Annotated in this window: 22 protein-coding genes; 4 read left to right on the top strand and 18 right to left on the bottom strand. The window is 37.9% G+C overall.

The annotated features are described in order from the left end of the window. Nucleotides 1–52: 52 nt before the first annotated feature. The 14 genes from MHB55_RS20760 to MHB55_RS20825 form a co-directional block, all read right to left on the bottom strand. Nucleotides 53–781 (bottom strand): ATP-binding cassette domain-containing protein, encoded by a 729-nt coding sequence (locus tag MHB55_RS20760; protein ID WP_144540904.1) that lies wholly within the window; start codon nucleotides 779–781, stop codon nucleotides 53–55. Next, on the bottom strand, nucleotides 778–1,146 hold the full coding sequence (locus MHB55_RS20765) for a GntR family transcriptional regulator (protein WP_144540902.1): 369 nt from the start codon (nucleotides 1,144–1,146) through the stop codon (nucleotides 778–780). The genes MHB55_RS20760 and MHB55_RS20765 overlap by 4 nt, the downstream gene beginning before the upstream one ends. Then, on the bottom strand, nucleotides 1,139–1,939 hold the full coding sequence (locus MHB55_RS20770; RefSeq protein ID WP_340863911.1) for a hypothetical protein: 801 nt from the start codon (nucleotides 1,937–1,939) through the stop codon (nucleotides 1,139–1,141). Before MHB55_RS20770 ends, MHB55_RS20765 begins: the two co-directional genes overlap by 8 nt. 539 nt (nucleotides 1,940–2,478) lie before the next feature. After that, entirely contained in the window at nucleotides 2,479–3,441 is a 963-nt protein-coding gene (locus tag MHB55_RS20775) for an ABC transporter ATP-binding protein (RefSeq protein WP_151112020.1), read from the bottom strand. A gap of 11 nt (nucleotides 3,442–3,452) precedes the next feature. Next, on the bottom strand, nucleotides 3,453–4,376 hold the full coding sequence (locus tag MHB55_RS20780; RefSeq protein WP_340863912.1) for a C40 family peptidase: 924 nt from the start codon (nucleotides 4,374–4,376) through the stop codon (nucleotides 3,453–3,455). Continuing rightward, entirely contained in the window at nucleotides 4,373–5,467 is a 1,095-nt protein-coding gene (locus MHB55_RS20785; RefSeq protein WP_154312059.1) for a mandelate racemase/muconate lactonizing enzyme family protein, read from the bottom strand. The genes MHB55_RS20780 and MHB55_RS20785 overlap by 4 nt, the downstream gene beginning before the upstream one ends. Nucleotides 5,468–5,480: 13 nt before the next feature. Beyond that, complete coding sequence (locus MHB55_RS20790; protein ID WP_340863913.1) at nucleotides 5,481–6,404, bottom strand: S66 peptidase family protein; 924 nt, start codon at nucleotides 6,402–6,404, stop codon at nucleotides 5,481–5,483. Between the two features lie 82 nt (nucleotides 6,405–6,486). After that, nucleotides 6,487–8,145 (bottom strand): peptide ABC transporter substrate-binding protein, encoded by a 1,659-nt coding sequence (locus tag MHB55_RS20795; RefSeq protein WP_340863914.1) that lies wholly within the window; start codon nucleotides 8,143–8,145, stop codon nucleotides 6,487–6,489. A 57-nt stretch (nucleotides 8,146–8,202) separates the two neighbouring features. Then, nucleotides 8,203–9,327 (bottom strand): ABC transporter ATP-binding protein, encoded by a 1,125-nt coding sequence (locus MHB55_RS20800; protein ID WP_144540889.1) that lies wholly within the window; start codon nucleotides 9,325–9,327, stop codon nucleotides 8,203–8,205. 6 nt (nucleotides 9,328–9,333) lie between these two features. After that, a complete protein-coding gene (locus MHB55_RS20805) occupies nucleotides 9,334–10,281 on the bottom strand; it encodes an ABC transporter permease (protein ID WP_154312055.1) in 948 nt (315 codons plus the stop codon). Further along, complete coding sequence (locus MHB55_RS20810) at nucleotides 10,281–11,216, bottom strand: ABC transporter permease (protein ID WP_154312054.1); 936 nt, start codon at nucleotides 11,214–11,216, stop codon at nucleotides 10,281–10,283. Before MHB55_RS20810 ends, MHB55_RS20805 begins: the two co-directional genes overlap by 1 nt. Nucleotides 11,217–11,229: 13 nt before the next feature. Beyond that, on the bottom strand, nucleotides 11,230–12,054 hold the full coding sequence (locus MHB55_RS20815) for a M55 family metallopeptidase (protein WP_340863915.1): 825 nt from the start codon (nucleotides 12,052–12,054) through the stop codon (nucleotides 11,230–11,232). A 210-nt stretch (nucleotides 12,055–12,264) separates the two neighbouring features. Then, nucleotides 12,265–12,585: a hypothetical protein gene (locus tag MHB55_RS20820; protein WP_151112014.1), complete on the bottom strand. Its 321-nt coding sequence runs from the start codon at nucleotides 12,583–12,585 to the stop codon at nucleotides 12,265–12,267. 125 nt (nucleotides 12,586–12,710) lie between these two features. Further along, the gene (locus MHB55_RS20825; protein WP_340863916.1) at nucleotides 12,711–13,448 is read right to left on the bottom strand and encodes a cyclase family protein; all 738 of its coding nucleotides are present in this window, start codon (nucleotides 13,446–13,448) and stop codon (nucleotides 12,711–12,713) included. A 394-nt stretch (nucleotides 13,449–13,842) separates the two neighbouring features. Between MHB55_RS20825 and MHB55_RS20830 the strand changes: the two genes are divergently transcribed. The 3 genes from MHB55_RS20830 (at nucleotide 13,843) to MHB55_RS20840 (ending at nucleotide 17,519) form a co-directional block, all read left to right on the top strand. Continuing rightward, nucleotides 13,843–15,333, top strand: a complete 1,491-nt coding sequence (locus MHB55_RS20830; protein ID WP_151112010.1) for a glycine betaine uptake BCCT transporter — start codon at nucleotides 13,843–13,845, stop codon at nucleotides 15,331–15,333. Between the two features lie 108 nt (nucleotides 15,334–15,441). Then, nucleotides 15,442–16,404, top strand: coding sequence for a magnesium/cobalt transporter CorA (gene corA / locus MHB55_RS20835; RefSeq protein ID WP_144540875.1), 963 nt, complete (start codon nucleotides 15,442–15,444; stop codon nucleotides 16,402–16,404). A 20-nt stretch (nucleotides 16,405–16,424) separates the two neighbouring features. Further along, nucleotides 16,425–17,519, top strand: a complete 1,095-nt coding sequence (locus tag MHB55_RS20840) for an RtcB family protein (RefSeq protein ID WP_191697376.1) — start codon at nucleotides 16,425–16,427, stop codon at nucleotides 17,517–17,519. Between the two features lie 61 nt (nucleotides 17,520–17,580). On the opposite strand, the gene MHB55_RS20845 is transcribed toward MHB55_RS20840, so the two are convergent. The 4 genes from MHB55_RS20845 to MHB55_RS20860 form a co-directional block, all read right to left on the bottom strand. Then, on the bottom strand, nucleotides 17,581–18,390 hold the full coding sequence (locus MHB55_RS20845; RefSeq protein ID WP_340863917.1) for a hypothetical protein: 810 nt from the start codon (nucleotides 18,388–18,390) through the stop codon (nucleotides 17,581–17,583). A 463-nt stretch (nucleotides 18,391–18,853) separates the two neighbouring features. Next, the gene (locus tag MHB55_RS20850) at nucleotides 18,854–19,228 is read right to left on the bottom strand and encodes a hypothetical protein (protein ID WP_151112008.1); all 375 of its coding nucleotides are present in this window, start codon (nucleotides 19,226–19,228) and stop codon (nucleotides 18,854–18,856) included. An 18-nt stretch (nucleotides 19,229–19,246) separates the two neighbouring features. Then, nucleotides 19,247–19,750 carry an acyl-CoA thioesterase gene (locus MHB55_RS20855; protein WP_144540869.1) on the bottom strand — a complete coding sequence of 168 codons (504 nt, stop codon included), beginning with the start codon at nucleotides 19,748–19,750 and terminating at the stop codon, nucleotides 19,247–19,249. Between the two features lie 52 nt (nucleotides 19,751–19,802). Beyond that, entirely contained in the window at nucleotides 19,803–20,765 is a 963-nt protein-coding gene (locus MHB55_RS20860; protein ID WP_191697374.1) for a DUF4003 family protein, read from the bottom strand. A 93-nt stretch (nucleotides 20,766–20,858) separates the two neighbouring features. Between MHB55_RS20860 and rluF the strand changes: the two genes are divergently transcribed. Next, nucleotides 20,859–21,563: a 23S rRNA pseudouridine(2604) synthase RluF gene (gene rluF, locus MHB55_RS20865; protein ID WP_340863918.1), complete on the top strand. Its 705-nt coding sequence runs from the start codon at nucleotides 20,859–20,861 to the stop codon at nucleotides 21,561–21,563. Nucleotides 21,564–21,573 lie beyond the last annotated feature (10 nt).

Consider the following 21,573-nt stretch of genomic DNA (forward strand, 5'->3'; position numbering starts at 1 on the left):
TCTATAAACTAAATAAGTTCTATAAAATTCCATTTATATTTTTCTTGGAAATTTAATACGACTTTGCTGCTTCTAACTCGTTCTCTCTTTGTTCTTGGAATAAGTTGGTCATCCAAGACGTAATATCTTTTCTTTGTGATTCTCTTATATCTTCGACCAACTCATGAGCAATAACCGAGCCCTCACGCATCACGACAATTTCATCTAAAATTGGTTCCATATCCTTCAGCTCGTGAGTAGATAAAATTATAGACTGTGTCTCTATATCTATAAACTGTATAAACCCTCTTATTATAGACTGTCTTACCATTGGGTCTAAGCCAGAAAGAGGCTCATCTAGCAGATAATAATCTACCTCTCTCCCTAGTGTAGCGGCAATTTTTGCTCGCCCTCGATTTCCCTTTGATAATTTTTTTAAAGGGGCATGTATATCTAGCTGTAAAAAATCAGCTACGATACAAGCCTTATCATAACTAAAATCATCGAACTGAGAATCATAGAATCGAAATAGCTGTTTCACTGTGAAATATGGAAAAACGTCATCCGCGTCTGGTAAATATGCTATTTTTTTAGCTACGAGATATGACACAGGCTCTCCATCAATTTGAATGGACCCACTTTTAGTAAGCAATACCCCTGCCATCAGCTTTAAAAGTGTAGATTTCCCACTTCCATTTTCACCGACTAAACCAATTATTTTACCTTTAGCAAAAGAAATTGTTACATCATTTACCGCTATTTTGCCTCCATACCTCTTAGTTAACCCATTTATATCAATCAATTCAACTCACCTCTTTTACGGGAGGATAATTGGACAATAATCTCCTCTTCTGTAAATCCAAATGACTCCATTTGATGAAGAAATGTAGTTACTAGCGTCTGCTTCATTTCTTCTCTTAGCTCTTCTAATCTTTGCATATCCTCAGTCACGAACGTCCCCTGCCCTCGTTTGGTCTCTGTTAGGTGCAACAACTCCAACTCCTTATAGACACGTTGCATTGTATTGGCATTAACACCGAATTCTAGTGCATATTCTCTTACCGAAGGTAAACGATCTCCAGGCTTCACGTTTCCCTTTAATAAATCCCCAAAAATTTTCTCCATGATTTGTTGATAGATGGGCTTATCCGGAAGAAAATCAATCATAGGTGTATCCTCTCACTTTCCTTTGTAAAACAAATGTTGAGATTATAAATAAGCATGTAAAAACAACAAATTCCAATATAATTTGTCCTACGTAAAAGTGATCCGTAACCTCTAAAAACATATAAAAATCTTTGGAGCTAATTTCTCCTACATTCATCTCAGGTAGGTTTACTTTCCAATAGCTAGTTAGTGTTTCATATAGCTTACTTTCTGTAAATTTTGCGTAGTTATGGAATGCAAAGAAAAAGAAGACGATAGATACTATATTAGATAATGCTTTATTGATTGGTCTTAAAAGTCGGCCAATCACCCAAGTAAACAAGATTCCGATTGTAAAAGTAAGTGCTGCAAAAGCTGAAGTAAATAAAAAATATACCTCTAATTTCATAATCCATACCATACTAATATTCTCTAAGGGTTGGAAAAGCCAATAACCAATCATTGCAGTTATTATGACAACTAAAAGTGATATAAAGGTGAATACAAAAAATGCAAATAGCTTTGCCCCAAGCAGCTTATACATAGATGCATTTGAATGAAACCACATGTCCGAACGTTTCATATCCTTTTCTAAGCTTGCAAAGAATAAAATAGGCATTCCTATAATGTGCCCCAAAACCCAAATCGATGATAAAACAAGCAGTACATTCCCTAAACTAAAATCTATTCCGAAGATTACCTTTAACAAATATGGGCCCATTAGTACTACCAGTACGTTAATAAGTAATCCAATTAAAAGCAAGGATTTATACGCCATCCATTCTTTCCAAATCAAGCCTTTCCATTGACTCATATTTCATCCTCACCATCCTAGTGTATTAGTTACATAATACACTAGGATTTAACATAGAGTCAAACAAATTTTCAATTTAATTCCTTTCATGGGAATAGCGTATGAAAGGTTGAAAGAATGAAAGGCAGATTCCGTCAACCATAGCCCTTTCTATTTGATATCAAGGGATAATGTTTGTAAAGCTAGATCACCACTTTGAAAAAAATAGAAAAGCTCCAGCACCTTTTTATATTTCTAAAAAAGTAAAACTTGGAACAAGTATGGTGGTTTTCCGCTTTATACGGACGCTTTCCGCGTAGGAAGCGATAAGTCATCACCCCACTGGAGTCGTCCCCTGTCGCTTCAATCCACAACATTATAAATGTTGGATGAAGAACAAACTCCTATATATAAAATTAAATTTTTCTTTAAAAGATCTTTTTGATCTGCTCAACTTCGCTAAACTTAAAGGTCTATAGCTTGTGGGTAATAATTTATATAGTTCTCAGTAAATAAAAAACACCAATCCAATGTTAATTAGACTGGTGGTTTTTAAAATATCAATTATAAAGATGACATGCTACAAAGTGACCCGGCTCTTGCTCTTGCCAAATCGGCTTTTTCTCTGAACATATTGCCATAGCGTGCGGGCAGCGAGTGCGGAATACACAGCCTGACGGTGGATTGATCGGACTTGGCAACTCACCTTGAAGGATAATTCGTTGACGAGATTCTTCGATATCCGGATCTGGAATTGGGATAGCGGACAACAATGCCTGAGTGTAAGGATGTAATGGGCTATCGTATAATTGGCTACTTGTTGTCAGCTCAACCATATGCCCTAAATACATTACACCGATACGATCAGAAATATATTTAACCATAGACAAGTCATGCGCTATAAATAAGTAGGTCAAGCCTTTTTCTTTTTGAAGGCGCTGTAATAATTTTACTACCTGGGCTTGTACCGAAACATCCAATGCTGATATTGGTTCATCTGCTATGATAAATTCCGGATCTAAAGCAAGGGCTCGAGCAATTCCAATACGTTGTCTCTGCCCTCCAGAGAATTCATGGGGATATCGATTGGCATGATCACGATTAAGACCAACATCCTCTAACAATTCATAAACCCTTTCTTTTACCTCTTTTTTAGAGTTATATAGTTTATGAATTTCCATAGGCTCAGCGATAATTTCTAAAACAGTAGACCTTGGATTTAAGGATGCATAGGGATCTTGGAATATCATTTGCATTTTCTTTAAATAATTTTTGCGTTCTTTATCGTTCATTTCATGTACATTTTTCTCTTCGAACAGCACATCTCCCTCTGTTCGGTTATACAAACCTAAAATAGTGCGACCAGCAGTAGATTTTCCACAGCCTGATTCCCCAACTAGGCCAAATGTTTCTCCCTTGAAAATTTCAAAGCTAATACCGTCAACTGCTCTTAATGTACTGCCCTGACCTACCTCAAAATGACGTTTTAAATCCTTTACAGATAATAGAACATTCTCCGTCATATGTTTCCCCCCTAACCGTCATATCTTCTTACTGCACATATCTCTTTTTCTAATTTTGAGCCTTCTAATACTAAAATCTCCACCGACTTACCTGTCGAAGGCGAATGTAATAATTGGCCGTTCCCATAGTAAAACCCAACATGTCGCACGGGTCCAGTTCCTTCATCATTTGCAAAAAACAACAAATCTCCTCTTTTCCATAAAGAGGGGTCAGCCTTCGACACTTCTTTTCCTTTTATGGCCTGATCACTTGCGTCACGAGGGATCAAATAGCCACACGCCTTTAACATATTGTATGAAAAACCAGAACAATCATAGCCGTATGGGGACATTCCTCCCCATAAATAAGGTAAATCTAAATATAATTCTCCCAGCTTCACCGCTTCCTCTGGTGGAAGTTTTGGTAGTTGCTCAATAGACTCTGCAAATTGTACATTTTCTTTTCGGAGCAATGTCTCTCCATTTGGAGCTTGAACCTTATAATAGCTACTTGTTTCCGATATAACAGGAAGGATTGCATTAAATGGTAGAACAAGTAGGGGTTTCTCTTCCATATCCCATAGCTGAGTTTTACTATCCTTCACTCGGACAATGCCTTTATTTTCGACCTCAGTTACTTCTTTTAATTGGACTAAAGGCACCCAACCAGGATATCCTCTTACATCTTTTTTAGATGGTTGCCACACTGCGATAATTTTAGCCCAACCGTCACTTATCTCATCCACAATAACCGGCTCACCATAGAGGAGTTGGGTTTGAACACGATTTTCATCACATAAAGCAAGACGTTCCTTGTATGGAAGAGCTTCTAGCCACTCTCCTAACTGAACAGGATTTGAAATTCCTGGACTGTCTACTTCTCTAGCAGAAGCAGGCTCTGTCCAAACAGTTGCTACCTTTACTGCACAAATCCAATGATTACTTACTAACGTCATTGCTTCTCCCCCTCCGTTTTTATGCTCTCAATCCCTAATCCATAGCCTTCTGAAAATGTCATGCTGCTAGCTTGATAGATTACACCACCAGTGACTATGTCCTCTGCAAGCATTAATGGAGCATCGAAATCATAGAATTGAACATTTGGTTGGCTTGCTGCGAAATGAGCAGCTGCTGTTATGCCTAATTTAGTTTCGATCATGCTGCCTACCATACATATAACTCCACTTGCCTCTGCTAATGCATTAATCTTTATAGCTTGATGAATACCGCCAGATTTCATTAATTTAATATTAATCATGTCAGCAGCACGCATGTCTAACACACGTTTGGCATCATATACAGAGAAAACACTTTCATCCGCCATAATAGGAGTGATTGTTCTTTCAGTTACGTATTTTAAGCCCTCTATATCATCTGAAGATACTGGTTGCTCAACAAATTCAATATTTAGCCCTGCGTCTTCCATTGTTCCGATAGCACGGACTGCTTCTTTTGCATTCCAGCCCTGATTGGCATCTAATCTAATTTTAATTTCTTTCCCTACTCGCTTCCTAATAGCCTGAATACGATTAATGTCTTCTTGAATTGTACCTATTCCAACTTTCACCTTTAACGTTTGAAAACCTTGACCAACATAACGATAGGCATCCTCTGCCATCTCAATAGGATCATTAACGCTTACTGTAAAATCAGTAATCAGCTTGTTTCGATATCCTCCTAAGTACTGGTATAGTGGTAGTTTCGCATATTGACCCAAGAGATCAAAGATAGCCATATCAACAGCAGCTTTAGCACTCGAATTTCTGACAATAGCTTTATGAATTCTTTGAAAGATTAACTCTTTCTCTAATAAAGAAAGCCCAATTACTTGTGGGGATATTACTTCGTTTATAGCGTAACGAATACTTTCCAAAGAATCACCAGTAATTACATGTGTTGGAGGAGCCTCCCCAAAGCCCACTCTTCCTTCCTCGGTAGTTACCTTCACGACTATGGAATAAGCAGTAGTGACCGTACGAAGTGCGGTTTTAAAAGGTTTTGTCAGTGGCACTGCCACATAAAATGTCTCAATAGATTGTATTTTCACTCGTGACTCCCCCTTACTCAACTCCAGGTAATATTGCTAGCGTCAAATTCTCCGTATTCAGTACCGCTTCCACTCCTAAAGGAATTGCAAAGTGCGGCTGACAATGACCAATCAGAAAACCTTTTAATGCTGGCTTCCCTAAATCCCCTAAATAATGATTAAAAACTTCATCCATCGTTAATGATTTTTTTCCTCTCTTAGGCTCCGCATCACAGAAATCTCCAATGACAAACCCAGCTGCCGCGTTTAGCTTACCCGCTAACCTTAGTTGATTGAGCATACCGTCCACCTTGTAAGGCTCTTCTCCAATATCCTCTATTAATAACAGCTTCCCTTGAGTATCAACTTCATATTTAGTCCCTATCCCACTTGCAAGAAGTGATAAATTACCGCCTACAAGTTCTCCTCTAGCGACTCCAGGCGAAACAACTGATAGAGGAGATATATCCTCTGTATAATGTAGCTCCATTGGCTGGAATAATTGAAGAAACATTTTTTTAGATAAATCACTAAATGTACTTTTTCCAACGTCTGACGCTAACATAGGGCCATGAAATGTAACGATATCAGAGTATAAATTCATGCTAGTATGTAAATATGTAATGTCTGAGTAACCCCAGAAAACTTTAGGGTTTTCATTCATTAGTTGATAATCTATTTGGTCAGCATACCTTGCTGTACCATAGCCTCCACAAGCACATATAATACCGTCTATATTTGGGTCCGCGAACATCTCATGTAAATCTTCTAGTCGCTCTTCGTCTGTGCCCGCTAGATACCCATTAACTTGTTCTACACTTTTTCCCATCCTATAAGATAATCCTAATTCCTCTAAAAACGATAGGGAGCGATTCAGTTGATCTATATTAGGTGGACTAGCTGGAGCAATAACCCCAATTGTGTCCCCTTTTTTTAATCGTTTTGGTCTTATTTTCATATGTATAATCTCCTTTGTTTATAAAGAAAAGGGGCGGCACTCGTAAAAGTGCCGCATCTTTTTTTAGGGAATAAATCTTTATTTATTCTTTATCTGCCCATTTTAAATCCATGTATCCAACTGGATGTCTAACAATTCCTTTGACATTGGACTTCTCAAGCGTGACTTGGTTGTAATAGTGAATAGGAACAACCGGCATTTCTTCCATAAGGAATTTATCAGCTTGAATCAGCATATCCCAACGTTTTTGCGGGTCTGTTTCATTTTTGATATCCGCTATTAATTTATCAAATTCTGGGTTAGACCAAGTAGTACGGTTCATAGAAGAACCAGTAATAAAGCTTTCTAATGCATTAACAGGGTCTGCATAGTCAAATAAGAACGAAGAGCGTGATAACATATATTTAAACTCTTTTTGTTCTGAAGCAAACACGCTTGCCTCTACATTTTGTAGGGCTATTTCCACTCCAAGAACTTCTTTGAACTTACTTTGAAGTGCTTCTGCAATTTTCTTATGAGTATCACTAGTTGAATAAGTTAAGGTTACTGTTGGAAGTTCATTGTATCCTTCCTCTTTCATACCTTCTTCTAAAAGTGCTTTTGCTTTTTCAGCATCATGTTGAATGAGCTTTCCAGCAGTCTCTCTAAATTCCTTGCCATCTGGACCAATAAATCCGTAAGGAACAAATCCTTCTGCTGCTTTTTCACCATTTTTTGTTACGAATTCTACTATTTCTTGTTGGTCAACAGCCATACCGAACGCCTGGCGAATTTTTTTGTTTGTAAAAGGTTCCATAGAAACGTTGAAACGATAGAAATACAGACCTGCTTGGTCTTCATTTTTTAACTCCGGATCGTTCAACAATTGATCTGCAAGTTCAGATGGTACACCTGAAACGTCTAAATCACCAGTTTTATACATTTGATACTCCGTATTAGAATCATCAATCATTGCCCACTCAACCTTGTCTAGCTTAACAGTATCTGCATCCCAATAGTTCTCATTTTTCTCAAAAGTAAAGCTTACATCGTGATCCCAGCTAGCTAATTTAAATGGACCATTTCCTACAAATGATTCTGCTTCTGTAAACCATTCAGGGTTTTCTGTAGCTGCCTTCTCATTTACAGGGAAGAAGCTTGGATTTGTAATAATATTTAAGAATGTCTCTGTTGGCGCAGCAAGTTTAACTTCAAATACTTTCTCGCTAACTGCTTTAATAGCAACCGTGTCAGCTGCTCCTTCTCCATTATTGTAAGCTTCTGCCCCTTCAATGAAGTAAGCTAAGAATGCTGCTGGAGAAGCAGTTTCTGGATTTAACATATGCAACCAGCCATAAACAAAATCACCTGCTACGACAGGATCTCCATTTGACCATTTTGCATTCTCACGAATTGTAAATGTATATGTTAAACCATCCTCTGATACGTCAATCTTTTCAGCTGTAGCTTCTTCTGCTTGATGGTCCTTATTTAGTCTTACAAGGCCTTCCATCAAATTGTTTAATGCGCTCCAAGATACCGCATCAAACCCTACTGATGGATCAAATGACGTAGGTTCGTTTCCGTTGTTTAGCTTAAGCACTTTTTCCGTTTCCGCTACAGGTTCTTCTTTTCCTTCACCTTCTGTCTTTGTAGTCGGCTCTGTCTCAGTCGGTGTTTTCCCAGCCTCTTCATTGGCTGTACACGCGCTTAACACAAGAACAAACAAAGCCATAATTAATAATGAAAGCCATTTCTTCATCCTATTTTCCCCCTTTGTTTTCTATATGTGAATGCACTTGCGCGCCCTCATCCTGTTTTACTTTTGTACTTGTAATACTTTTGCTCTCTCATCCTGAAGCCAACAATCTACTGCATGAGCATCTGATAGCTTACTAGTGTATGGATAAACATGATCACACACTTCCATTGCAAATTTGCAACGAGCAGTAAATGGACAGCCAGTTGGTGGAGCGAAAAGATCCGGTGGTGTTCCATCTATTGGTTGTAGCTCCTCCTCCATTAAATCTAACCGTGGAACAGAATTGAGAAGCCCTTGTGTATAGGGGTGCTGTGGAGTGTAAAAAATTTCTCTTTTATCACCTATCTCCACAATTTTACCAGCGTACATTACCGCAATGCGGTCTGCAATTTTAGCCACAACACCCAAATCATGTGTGATTAAAATAATGGAAATATCCGTTTTCCTTTGAATTTCCTCAAAAAGTTCCAATATTTGTGCTTGTATAGTTACGTCTAAAGCGGTCGTTGGCTCATCTGCTATAAGGAGTTCTGGATCACAAATTAAAGCAATTGCAATAACAATACGCTGCCTCATCCCTCCTGAAAATTGGTGAGGATATTGCTTTAACCGTTCTATTGGATTTGGTATGCCTACTAGGTTAAGCATTTCAATTGCCTTTAATTTTGCTTCATGCTTCCCAATTTTTTTATGGGTGCGCAAACCTTCCGTTAACTGCTCACCAATAGTGAGCGTTGGGTTTAACGCAGTCATAGGGTCTTGAAAAATCATAGATATGTCTATACCTTGGATTTTTCTTAGTTCAGATTTGCTGAGCTTTGTTAACGCCTTCCCTTTAAACAAAATACTACCATTCTTAATCCTTCCGGCTGGTTCAGGTATCAATCCCATAATTGCATTAGAGGTGACACTTTTCCCACAGCCAGATTCGCCTACGATTGCCAACGTCTCACCCTTGTAAAGATCAAAATTGACCCCTCTTACTGCTTCTACTTCTCCACCATATGTTTTAAAGGAAACTTGTAGGTTATTAACCTGTAAAATTTTCTCGTCTGTAATTTTTTTTCTTTCTTTTTTACCATTCCGACTCACTAGTGAGTCATCAGATTGTAAAGATACTGCTACCTCATCCACTTTCCCTCGAGCAAGTTCCTTTGCATGATCTAATTGATGTTCATTCATCCATTCTTACCTCCTAAGCTTTGGATCAAGGGCATCTTGTAAGCCGTCCCCTAATACGTTAAATGCAAACATCGTCACAGAGATAAAGAATGCAGGGAAAAACAGTCTCCACCAATGACCAGATAAAATTACAGGTAGTGCATCGTTTGCCATTACCCCCCAACTGGCAGCTGGTGCAGATACGCCTAACCCTAAAAAGCTAAGAAATGCTTCGGCGAATATAGCACTCGGAACCGTAAGAGTCATTTGTACTATAATCGGCCCCATTGTGTTTGGTAACAAATTTTTACGAATGATTCTAGAGCTTTTTGCACCAAAGGATTTGGATGCAGTTACAAATTCGTAGTTTTTAATCTGTAAAACTTGGCCCCGTACGATCCTAGCCATACCTACCCAGCCGGTTACAGTTAACGCAACGATAATAGTTGTAAGGCTTGGCCCCATAACTACCATCAATAAAATAACTACCAATAAATGCGGTAGACCATAAAGCACTTCAATGATGCGCATCATTATCGCATCGGCTCTTCCACCCTTATAACCACTAAAACCACCATAAATTACACCTATAAAGAAGTCGATCAATGCAGCCATTACCCCTACAAATAAGGAAACTCGTGCACCATACCACGTCCTTGTAAAAACATCTCGTCCTGCTTCATCTGTTCCAAACCAGTGCTCTGCCGATGGTCCTTGATTTTGCATTGGATAATTCATCTCATCCATAGAATATGGGGAAAAAATTGGTCCAAAAATAGCAAACAGAGTTAAAAGGATTAAAAAGAAAAGACCACCCATTGCCAGCTTATTTTTCTTTAACCTTCTCCAAGCATCCTTCCAATAGGATAAGGAAGGTCTTACAACGGATTCCGCCTCTCCGTCTGACTTTTCTTTAGGACGGAACCATTCATCCTTTATTTCCACCGGGGATACTATCTCTTGCGTTTTAGTCATTATGCATCCCCCTCTTTACGATGTAATTTAATACGTGGATCTAGTACTCCGTAAACAATATCTACTAAAAAGAGCATAAATACTAAGAATGCGCTATAAAATACTGTAGTTCCCATAATTACGGGATAGTCTCGATTGTTAATGCTTTCCACAAAATATTTTCCCATTCCCGGAATAGCAAAAATGCGTTCGATTACAAAAGTACCTGTCAAAATACCTGCCAGCATTGTACCCATAATCGTTACAACAGGCATTAAGGCATTCCTTAAGGCATGTCGAAAAACAATTCTAGCTGGTGAAAGTCCTTTAGCTCTAGCCATTTTGATATAATCCTGTGTTAACACTTCTAGCATGCTGGAACGCGTTAAACGAGCAATAATTGCTGTAGGACCTGTGGCTAATGCTAGAGTTGGAAGAATCATATGCAACGGACTACTCCAAGTAGCTGGAGGCAACAGTTCCCAATTTACCGCCACCTGTTGAATCAACAAAGTGGCCAAAACAAAGTTAGGAACTGATATACCAATAACAGCAAAGGTCATTGCTAAATAATCAATAATACCGTTATGCCGGAGGGCTGCCAATGTACCTAAAAGAACACCTGACAATAATGCAACTAAAATAGTCGACATACCCAGTTCAAAGGAAATTGGAAATCCCCTTGCCAACAGTTCGTTTACCGATTCATTTGGTTTCTTAATGGATGGTCCAAAATCAAACGTTACAATCGATTTTAAATAGTTTAAATACTGCACATACATCGGTTGATCTAGCTTATAAAACTTTTCTAAGTTTGCTTGAATAGTAGGATTAGAAGTTCTTTCTCCATCAAATGGAGAGCCCGGTATCGTGTGCATTAATGCAAATGTTAGAGTTGCAATGATGAGGATTGTTGCAATCATCATTAAAAAACGCTTAATAATATACTTTGTCACGGAAGGCTTCCTCCTAACAGAATTTGGTTTGCATTGCTAGCTCTACCATGACAAGCATTGCACGATATGCTTCTAGAATGTCTTTTGCTTCAAATTTTACAATTGTTGTTCCTTCTATGATTTCACATCCTGGCATTAGTGCTGCCCACTCCGCTTGTCCATAATTAGTAAATTCAATTTTTAAAACAGGTTGTTCTGGTGGTATAAGTGGTAGTATTTCATCTCTTTTCTTAATAGCCTCTGCCACTTTTTCTTTAAGAAGAGCTTGCGACTTTTGAGGGTGTAGGGTTTTAACAGCAGACCTAGATATAGATTGTTTTACCGCAGCTGTTATAATACCTGGAATGAGAGCCTCCGCCTCTCTACAAGCTCCGTCATCTCCAGCAACCATAATGACAGGAACTCCATAATAACCAGCCACGTATGCATTAAGACCAAGCTCTCCTATCACTACATCATTGATGTACATATTTCGAACTCCAAAAATCATAGAATGACTCATGACACCTGGTTGTCCAGCTCTAGAATGGTATCCAGCAAAAACTGCTCCTATGTAGCTTTCATCTAAAGATTGAACCATAGAATATGGCTTTAAATCTCCGGTTATCAAAGATGCCTCTGGATGTAACTCCTCCACTAAAAGATTATTCATTTTGGAATGACTATCATTAACCAGTACCTCTTTAACACCTGTAGAAAGAGCCCCTTCTACAATAGCATTGGCTTCCTGTGTCATTATTCGTCTCGCTCTTTCGTAATTATGCTTGTTCGATTCCACAAATGTGTAATCCGGCAGGCCTGTTATGCCCTCCATATCAACTGATATAAATAACTTCATCTCTTCTTCCCCCAACCTTCAACTCTATTTTTCTATTGGTAAACATCACTTTATCAAAATATACGGAAAATTACAACATCTCGTTTTTGCTATCAATTGGCGGATTTATATAAAATAAAAAAGCAAATGCACCTCATATTAAGGGCATTTGCAATATTCGATAAATATAGACACTAAGCTGGTTAAGTCGACGCTACACTTCTATAGCTTTTAACGGAATCTAGAGAAAAATCCTCGATGGGATCCCCCTTGGGATGGGTTGTTAACAGGGTATGCTTGTTGAACTCCTGGTACTACTACGGTTTCATTTGACTCTGTAACGAAATATTGAGGAACATTTACGATGTGCTCTCTATTGACATTTACAATTGGTTGAATGACTGGCTGCATTCTTGGTACGAAAGAGTCACTAACACGATATTGTGGTGGACAAACAATCGGTTCCGCTGCTGGTAATTGTCGTCGGCAACCACATGATTGACCCCAACCTTTTGTTTGGCCGCACGAATGACACATATGGTGATTATTCATTATTTTCACCTCCTCTTGCACTTATACTAATAGATGCAAGAAAGTGGCAGACAACCTAGACAAACACCTCAATGCCCAATAAAAAAAGAATGCCTTTTTTTAAAGACATTCTTTTTTTACTATGCTTAAGGTAAAATGGCAAAGGACCTTACGGGAAATCCAGATGCTTTTTCAGGTTTTGGTACTATATTAAAAATCACTGAACCTTTGGCAGGGATCTTATCCAAGTTCGTTAACAGTTCGATTTGATATGTATCCCTTTCTAGCACGTAGTATTCTCCTAGTAATGTTCCGTTTCTTTGATAATCAATTGCCGAGTCAGTGTCAAATGTTTCATGACCAATAGCTTTAATTTTTCTTTGCTCAAACAAAAATTTTAATGCTTTTATTCCCCATCCTGGAGCTCGATTATTCCCCTCCATATCCTTATTATTAAACGCTTCTACATCTGGCCAGCGCTTGCTCCAATCTGTTCTAAGCGCTACAAACGCACCCTCTTCAATTTCCCCATGCTCTTCTTCAAACGATATAATATCTTCTTTTGTTAAAGTATAATTATTGTCCTCCTTCGCTTCCTGAGACTTGTCAATTACCACTAAAGGAAGGACCAGTTCTTTTAATTCTAGTTCCTCTAAATAACGAGTGTCTCTTACAAAGTGAATTGGAGCATCAATATGTGTTCCATACTGACCTGCAAATGTAAAAGCTTGGGCAAAAAAACCGTCATCATGGTTAAACAATGTTTTTATTTCTGCAGCATCAAATGCTGAAAAATGTGGGGAGTTGGGACCGAAAGTATGTGTAAGATCTACCCATTGTTTTTCTTTTAATACTTTTAAAGCCTGCAGCAGTTCTAATGACATTTGTTCATTTCTCCTTTATGTAAGATTGTTGAAACAAAACTACACCCCTATTTAAATAAGAAGAGGTTTACACATCCATGTTATAATCTCGCTTCTTCTTTAAGACCTATGACCCCTAGAATTTAGCAATATGTAGGCTTTTTATAACTATTAATATATATTGGTTAAAATTAGATTAAATTTAATCAGCTAAGCTGTCAATAAAATAGTTATTTTATTCAAATAATTTAAACTTTTTATATTTCATACAAAATAACTAGTTTAAATGTTTAATTATATTAAAAAATGGCTATAAATATAAACAATACGATGATTTTGGGTATATGGGTTGATTAAACAACTTTATCTTAGTATAGTATTACACTTAACTTAGTTGATTTTAAAAGGAGGAAACATGAAGAATATTTCAAAAGTATTTTATATTACAATAGGCCTTATCATTTTGGCCGTCGGGTATGGAGCCCTAGCTCCCGAGAGTTTTGAGGCTATTACTACTCGTGCTAAAACATTTGTTTCCACAACATTTGGTTGGTATTACATGCTACTCATGTCCGTTATGGTATTAATTAGCATCTTTTTTATCTTCAGTCCCTACGGGAAAATACGATTAGGGAAGGATACCGATCGACCAGATTTCAGTTTAATATCTTGGCTTGCCATGCTATTTTCAGCAGGTATGGGAATCGGACTTGTCTTCTACGGAGCCGCTGAACCTCTATCTCACTTCGCAACTAGTCCTGCCACTGAAGACCCTAATACGAATGCTGCATTTAAAGAAGCCTTACGACAATCCTTTTTCCATTGGGGATTCCATGTATGGGCTATGTATGGAGTAGTTGCCTTATCTCTTGCTTACTTCCAGTTCCGCAAAGGGGAACCGGGATTAATTTCATCAACGCTGAAGCCAATCTTCGGCAAAAAAATGGAAGGTCCTTGGGGCGTCCTTGTCGATGTGCTAGCTGTTTTTGCTACAGCATTTGGAGTAGCAACTTCCCTTGGCTTCGGCGCTGTTCAAATTAACGGAGGTCTTAACTATTTATTTGGTGTTGAAATGGGCATCTTCTCACAATTTGTCATTATTGCGGTTGTTACTGTCTTATTCATAGGATCTGCATGGTCTGGCCTAAGTAAGGGCATTAAATATCTTTCCAATCTTAACTTAGTCCTAGCTATTGCTCTTTTAGTTTTTGTAATTGTTTTAGGACCAACCTTACTAATCTTGAACATGTTCACGGATTCATTTGGTGGTTACTTATCAAATATTGTTCAAATGAGCTTCAGTACTGCTCCACTAGATTCTTCCAACAGAGAATGGTTAGATATGTGGACAATATTCTACTGGGCTTGGTGGATTTCGTGGGCACCATTTGTTAGTATGTTCATTGCCCGCGTTTCTAAAGGAAGAACCATTCGTGAATTTATGCTCGGAGTACTAGTCGTACCCACTCTTTTGAGCGCCATTTGGTTCTCATCTTTTGGTACAACAGCGATTGATTTACAAAAGAAAGGCCTTGCAGATTTAGCAAGTCTTCCGACAGAATTGACTATTTTTGAAATGTTTAATACAATGCCATTCTCTTTAATCATTTCTCTATTTGCAATTTTGTTAATCGCATCTTTCTTTATCACATCTGCAGACTCTGCAACATTTGTTCTCGGTATGCAGTCGACCAATGGTTCACTAACGCCACCTAATAGCGTTAAACTTACATGGGGCGTTATTCAATCAACCGTTGCACTTATTTTATTGTCGGTTAATGGACTCACCGCCTTACAAAACACTATCATTATAGCGGCTCTGCCATTTTCTTTCATAATGATACTTATGATCATATCACTATTTAAATCACTAAATGATGAAGCTAAGTTAATAAAGAAAAAATAAACAAAAAAAAATGCCAGGATTATTCCTTGGCATTTTTTGTTTTAATTTATTTTTTAAGGGATATTATGAGATAATATACAAAGAACTGGTTGAAAGTGTGGTTTACTCATGATAAAGACGATAGGTAGAACAACTAGCCAAGAAATAATTATGGATTTTCCATTAGAATACATACAAACGAATCAACTAGAATGGTATTGGGTCGATATTGGCGAGCCTACCAAGGAAGAAGAGAAGCTCTTAAGTACTTTCTTCCACTTTCACCCTCTCGCTATTGAAGACTGTTTATTAATGCTTCAACGTCCAAAAATGGATCACTATGAGCAACACGAATTTTTTGTCCTTCATACCTTTAATGAGAAACTGATGGAGGCAGAGGAGTTAAATTTATTCGTTGGTAAGGACTTTGTAGTTACTTTTCATTTCCCACCGATGAGAGAGTTAAATGATGCGAGAGAGCGTATTAAGCTATATTCTAATGGTTGGGATAGAGGAACCATGCTCGTCACTTATAATATTGTGGATAAAGTGGTAGACACTTACTTTCCAATTGTTTACCATATCGAAGATTATTTGAATGAAGTAGATGATAAGTTATCAATGGATATGAATCACTTGTCTATGGATCAGGTATTTGACCTACGTAGTGACTTATTGCGTTTACGAAGAACCATCATTCCTATGCGAGATCTGCTATACCGGGTGATGTATTCAGAACGCATTAATTTAAATCAGATGGAACGGGCATATTTCGATGACATTTATGATCATCTTCTAAAACTAACAGAGATGGTAGAAGCAAATCGAGAGCTAACCGCAGATATAAGGGATAGCTATGATTCGATCAATGCTAGTCGGATGAATCGAATTATGATGATACTAACCATTGTATCTACTGTATTCATCCCTTTAACGTTTATCGTCGGAGTGTATGGCATGAACTTTTCCAATATGCCTGAATTGGAGTGGAAGTATGGTTACTTTACCGTGGTTGCTTTAATGATAGTTATTGCGACTGGAATGATTGCTTGGTTCAAATACAAGGGCTGGTTTAATCTGTTTAGAAATTAAAAATTATTTGAGGTGATTGCGTGATTGAAATTAAAGGTACACATAATAATGCGGTGGTTTATACGGATACAATAGAAGACACAGCCAAATCTCAGGTAGAGCAGCTTTGTAGTCTACCATTTCTCCAAGATACTAAAATTAGAATGATGCCCGATTTACATGCCGGAAAAGGTTGCACAGTCGGCACTACTATGACTATTACCGATAAAGTGGTTCCAAACTTTGTAGGCGTCGATTTAGGCTGTGGAATGATATGTGCAAAGCTCGATACAACGAAAGAAAAAGTGGATTTTGCAAAGCTCGATAAGACTATTAAAAAAAATGTACCGAGCGGAACTCGCATTCGACAAAAAGAGCATCGAAATACTATAGAAATTCCTTTTGAAGAGGTATCTGCTCCTATCAATGAGCAACGCGCACGGCTGAGTCTTGGTACACTTGGAGGAGGCAACCACTTTATAGAACTCAATGAAGGCGAAGACGGTAGTATCTATCTAGTGATTCACTCTGGAAGTAGAAACTTAGGAAAACAGATTGCTGAGCATTATCAACAAGTAGCATCTGATGCTTTAGGTAATAGCGTATCAAGGGACCTTGCTTATGTAGAGGGAGACAATATGAAGGATTATTTATACGATCTTTCTATTGCCCAGAAGTACGCGGCTTTTAACCGCAAAACAATGGTTGACGTTATTTGTAGAGGGATGAATTGGAGTGTCCAATCCGAGTTTGACACCATTCATAACTATATTGATTTAGACAACATGATTTTGCGAAAGGGAGCAATATCTGCACAGAATGGTGAAATAGTTATTATTCCAATGAATATGCGCGATGGTTCACTTATCTGTCGTGGAAAGGGAAATCCCGAATGGAATTATTCTGGCCCCCATGGAGCAGGTCGCCTCATGAGTAGGTCTCAAGCAAGAAAACAAGTAGCTTTGGAGGACTTCCAAGCTTCTATGGAAGGAATTTGGAGCACCTCTGTCGTTTCAAGCACTGTAGACGAGTCTCCTTTTGCATATAAGGCTATGAAGGATATCCTTGCGCATATTGATGAAACCGTAGATGTATTGGAAGTTATTAAACCGATTTATAACTATAAGGCGCACTAAGAACGCCAGAGAGGTTGATCATGATAATTTCATGTTCAACCTCTCTTTTTACTTATGGCCATCAAGATTGGTTTGCTGTCCAATAATAGAACAAAGCAGTAAAGGTTAGCTTTTCTATATTTGAAAGTCCTTCTGCAAGTGAAACATGAACATTCATCCCTTGTAGCTCAAAAGCCGGGTGGGTAGCATAAGGAAACATACCAAAACGATAGGATGCTAATCTTTTGCCATTAAAGTCGTTTATATCTATATCTCCATACATACTTTTTGCTTCCATTTGATGTGTTTTTTCACGATTTGAATCAAACACAATTGCTCTGTTTTTTACTGAAAAAATTGGAAGTACTGCCGTTGAAAGATGTACTTGGTTATGATCATATACTTCTATTTGCATAAATTTGAGTTTGTTCGCAATAGTAAACTTGCTAACCAATTGACCGTCCATCGTTACAACATCATAAGTAACCGGTAATAACATTCCCTTTCGGATAAATGGAAATGCATTAAGCCTTCTTACAACTGGCTGCTCCTCCGTAGGACTGATGCTATAAAGTCTCTCACCAGTATGAGACACTAAATAGCTCCTCGGAATAATGGAAACATCGCTTTGGTAGTTTAATTCCTTTAATGGAAATTCGGAAGAAAATTGTTGTGTATTTGTCTCTTGCTCTATTGGTAATTTGTTGGCTGCTTGCTGGAACATGAAGGCTACGCTAAATAATATAATTAGTGTCCACCCCATCGTTATATGCAGTTCAAAATCCTTTAATAGGGAGTCTCTAAAGATTATAACTAACGATATGTACATGACTAAACCAATTAGGCATCCCATTTTGGCATATTGGGCGGTACGTTCATATATGTGCTTCATCTTAATCACCTCTATTATTTTACGATAATCTCTTTAAATAGTTTCAAGAAAAGCGCAAGCGTCCTTTAAGTTCAAAACAGTGAGGACAGACTTATTCTCTATCATTATCGTAAAAATTTTGGAGATGATGGTCTTTTACCCTCCTACCACCGCATTTAGTAGCTTTTGGTGTATCTAACTATTGTCTATTATAAAAAACCGTACTCTTAAAAAGCTTTTCTACTTTATCCATTTTATACACATGAAATCACTTTGTTGATTGTAGCGGCAGGCGGCGACTCCAGTGGGATGAGTGAGACAGATAAGACATCACAACGACGCGCAAGCGACGGTGATGGTTTATCGCTCACCCCGCGGAACGCGTCCGCCTAAAGTGGAGATCAACCATTTATTATTCAAAATGAATTTTATATTCTTCCATTCAAAAATCCCTCCAGAAAAATTATATCCTGGAGGGGTTTTACTAATGCTCTAGAGCACGTTTAAACAATTTTTTTAGGAATTGCCAGAGGACATAAAGACCGATCGCTAAAAACAATACGAGTAGTATTGTTTCTACTGCTGAAGGTAGACTAAATGGCTCTATAAAAATTTGAAGCAACACCAACAAATATACAATACCTGCAATTCCTGCAATAATAACAACTCCCATTATCGCAAGCTGTGAGTAGGAGAGCTGTTTTATCTGGTGACGATGTATGAATAATTCTAATACGATTACCAGTAGAATGACGGTAAATGTAATAGTTACCTCATGTAAGTAAATGGAATTTATTAAATAGATAGCAAGAAATAAAATCATTAGGTACTTATAATTTTCATCGACTAGCTTTAGCATACAGCCACCCACCTGCTCTTAGTATTTCATATTTAACCGTTGTCTTCGATGCTCACGTCTTGCTGGACCCGTTTCGTATAAACGTTTTTCATCTTCCGTTTCAGGATGTATGCCCGGCACCGGAACTGGTTTACCTTCTTCATCTACAGCTACCATTGTTACAAATGACTCCGTTGTCAGCTTCTCTGCACCTGTCAGGAGATTCATGGAAGTCACTCGTACATACACCTCCATGGAAGTGCGTCCTGTCGAAGATACAATTGCATCTAGTTCAATTACATCTCCAACTTTCGCTGAAGATAAAAAGTCTACTGAGTCAATAGAAGCAGTAACTACAGCACCTTTTGCATGCTTCATAGCGGTGATTGCTGCTATTTCGTCTATAAACGCCAAAACTTTTCCACCAAATATTGTTTCATGGTGGTTAGTGTCTGGAGGTAAGATTAAATGGGTTTGAATGGTTCTTGATTGACTCATTGGATTTGTATTCACAATAATCTCTCCTTGATGATTAACTTCCATAAGATCTTAAGTATTACTTAAAATCTTATTAACTTAGTATAACATTTCTTCTTTAATTTGAGTTGGATGAAGACGCGATACTGGTAGCTGCAATGGAAGAAATCATCATTGCCTGTTGCGCTTGAATAAGCATTTCAAGAGAAGTAGCCATGGATATAGCGGCTGTTTCATACACATTCTTCGAAGATTTCAAGGACAAACCAAATGCAATAGGGAGTGCGGATTCCTTATACCATGAGAATAGCTTCATACTAGTCAATGCTCTATAAGATTCTACAATGTCCATGAGCTCACTTTCGTTCAATTTTAATGCAGCCATAAAACCGATTATTGGATACTGTGGAGTAGAGACTTTAATCTTTACACTTTTCATTCCATCTCTAATAACTACGACCCTTGACACCGCTTCTGGATCGAAATGTAAATTCGTATATGTTAGAACCTGGGACATCCACTGCAATTCATTTCCAGGGTAGAATTTATGATTTTTTAACTCCTCATAGTATCTATTCATCGTTTCTGCGCGTACAGCAGTATCCCCTTCCAGCTTACCTAGGAACATAGCGTACGGGTAATCATCACTAGCTGTCAAAAAGCGATGATGGACTTTCATAGCTGCCATCAGATCTTTTGCTCGACTAATCTCATAATCCCATTGTTCTTTTTCATCCGACATCATTAAGGCAGCGAGATATGAGTAATTGTTCATCTTAAACGAATTTTTCTTTAGTTCCTCGACTTTTACTAGCAACAGATCTACCGCTTCCTCCGGCTCTAATCCACTAACATCCAGTGTTGCAGTAAATAGTGGCTGAAGCTGCGAACGTAAAGGAGAGAACATACTCACTCGTTTCTTAATAATTTCGGATATTTCCTTGAACCTTTTCTTATCGATTTCCTTATCCAATGCCGCGTAATATCCTGCAAGGGACAATATTATTCTTTTGTCTATACTCCACCCCAAAAGCTCTTTCAGTTCATTATAAGTTGCCTCTATTTTTTGTACATCTAACAATTTCCTCACTCCTTTACTTTTTTACTGTTTAATATCCATAAAGGTTTCACTAATTTGTTATACTATTACCACTAAGAAAAGTAGGTGTTGAATATGCGTATTAATAAATACTTAAGTGAGTCTGGGATAGTATCAAGACGTGGAGCGGATAAGTGGATTGCAGATGGCAAAGTAACTATTAACGGGAAATTGGCCGAACTCGGTAGCCAAGTGGAGGACGGTGATGATGTCCGAGTCGACGATAAGCCGGTGGTTGTCGAACAGCCTCTAGTATATCTCGTTTTAAATAAACCCGTTGGAATCACAAGTACAACGGAACGCCACATAAAAGGAAATATTGTAGACTTTGTTAACCACCCTCTTCGCATCTTTCATATTGGACGTTTAGATAAGGATTCAGATGGTCTGATTTTGTTAACAAACGATGGAGATATAGTAAATGAAATATTACGTTCAGAAAACAAACATGAAAAAGAGTATATCGTTACAGTTAACGAAAAAATTACTGATACATTCATTGAAAAAATGGCTTCAGGAGTAAATATTCTTGGGACTAAAACATTGCCGTGTAAAGTTAGAAAGATGGGTCCTAACACATTTAATATTATATTGACTCAAGGTTTGAATCGGCAGATTAGAAGAATGTGCTCTGCACTAGGATTTACCGTAAAGAGACTTCAACGTGTGCGTATAATGAATATCTCGATTGAAGGACTTACCATTGGAGAATGGCGTGAACTGACAGAGCAGGAACGAAAAAAATTATTTACCCAATTAAATTACGCCCCAAAACGATAGTATTAGAAAA

Origin of the sequence: Psychrobacillus sp. FSL K6-1267 (assembly GCF_038003265.1) — a bacterium.
Classification (GTDB): Bacteria; Bacillota; Bacilli; order Bacillales_A; family Planococcaceae; genus Psychrobacillus; species Psychrobacillus faecigallinarum.

Bases quoted from the DNA above. Each gene is read 5' to 3' on its own strand.
- MHB55_RS20765 (WP_144540902.1), bottom strand. From the start codon at position 1,146: ATGATTGATTTTCTTCCGGATAAGCCCATCTATCAACAAATCATGGAG.
- MHB55_RS20770 (WP_340863911.1), bottom strand. From the start codon at position 1,939: ATGAGTCAATGGAAAGGCTTGATTTGGAAAGAATGGATGGCGTATAAA.
- MHB55_RS20775 (WP_151112020.1), bottom strand. From the start codon at position 3,441: ATGACGGAGAATGTTCTATTATCTGTAAAGGATTTAAAACGTCATTTT.
- MHB55_RS20780 (WP_340863912.1), bottom strand. From the start codon at position 4,376: ATGACGTTAGTAAGTAATCATTGGATTTGTGCAGTAAAGGTAGCAACT.
- MHB55_RS20790 (WP_340863913.1), bottom strand. From the start codon at position 6,404: ATGAAAATAAGACCAAAACGATTAAAAAAAGGGGACACAATTGGGGTT.
- MHB55_RS20795 (WP_340863914.1), bottom strand. From the start codon at position 8,145: ATGAAGAAATGGCTTTCATTATTAATTATGGCTTTGTTTGTTCTTGTG.
- MHB55_RS20800 (WP_144540889.1), bottom strand. From the start codon at position 9,327: ATGAATGAACATCAATTAGATCATGCAAAGGAACTTGCTCGAGGGAAA.
- MHB55_RS20805 (WP_154312055.1), bottom strand. From the start codon at position 10,281: ATGACTAAAACGCAAGAGATAGTATCCCCGGTGGAAATAAAGGATGAA.
- MHB55_RS20815 (WP_340863915.1), bottom strand. From the start codon at position 12,054: ATGAAGTTATTTATATCAGTTGATATGGAGGGCATAACAGGCCTGCCG.
- MHB55_RS20820 (WP_151112014.1), bottom strand. From the start codon at position 12,585: ATGAATAATCACCATATGTGTCATTCGTGCGGCCAAACAAAAGGTTGG.
- MHB55_RS20825 (WP_340863916.1), bottom strand. From the start codon at position 13,448: ATGTCATTAGAACTGCTGCAGGCTTTAAAAGTATTAAAAGAAAAACAA.
- MHB55_RS20830 (WP_151112010.1), top strand. From the start codon at position 13,843: ATGAAGAATATTTCAAAAGTATTTTATATTACAATAGGCCTTATCATT.
- corA (WP_144540875.1), top strand. From the start codon at position 15,442: ATGATAAAGACGATAGGTAGAACAACTAGCCAAGAAATAATTATGGAT.
- MHB55_RS20845 (WP_340863917.1), bottom strand. From the start codon at position 18,390: ATGAAGCACATATATGAACGTACCGCCCAATATGCCAAAATGGGATGC.
- MHB55_RS20850 (WP_151112008.1), bottom strand. From the start codon at position 19,228: ATGCTAAAGCTAGTCGATGAAAATTATAAGTACCTAATGATTTTATTT.
- MHB55_RS20855 (WP_144540869.1), bottom strand. From the start codon at position 19,750: ATGGAAGTTAATCATCAAGGAGAGATTATTGTGAATACAAATCCAATG.
- rluF (WP_340863918.1), top strand. From the start codon at position 20,859: ATGCGTATTAATAAATACTTAAGTGAGTCTGGGATAGTATCAAGACGT.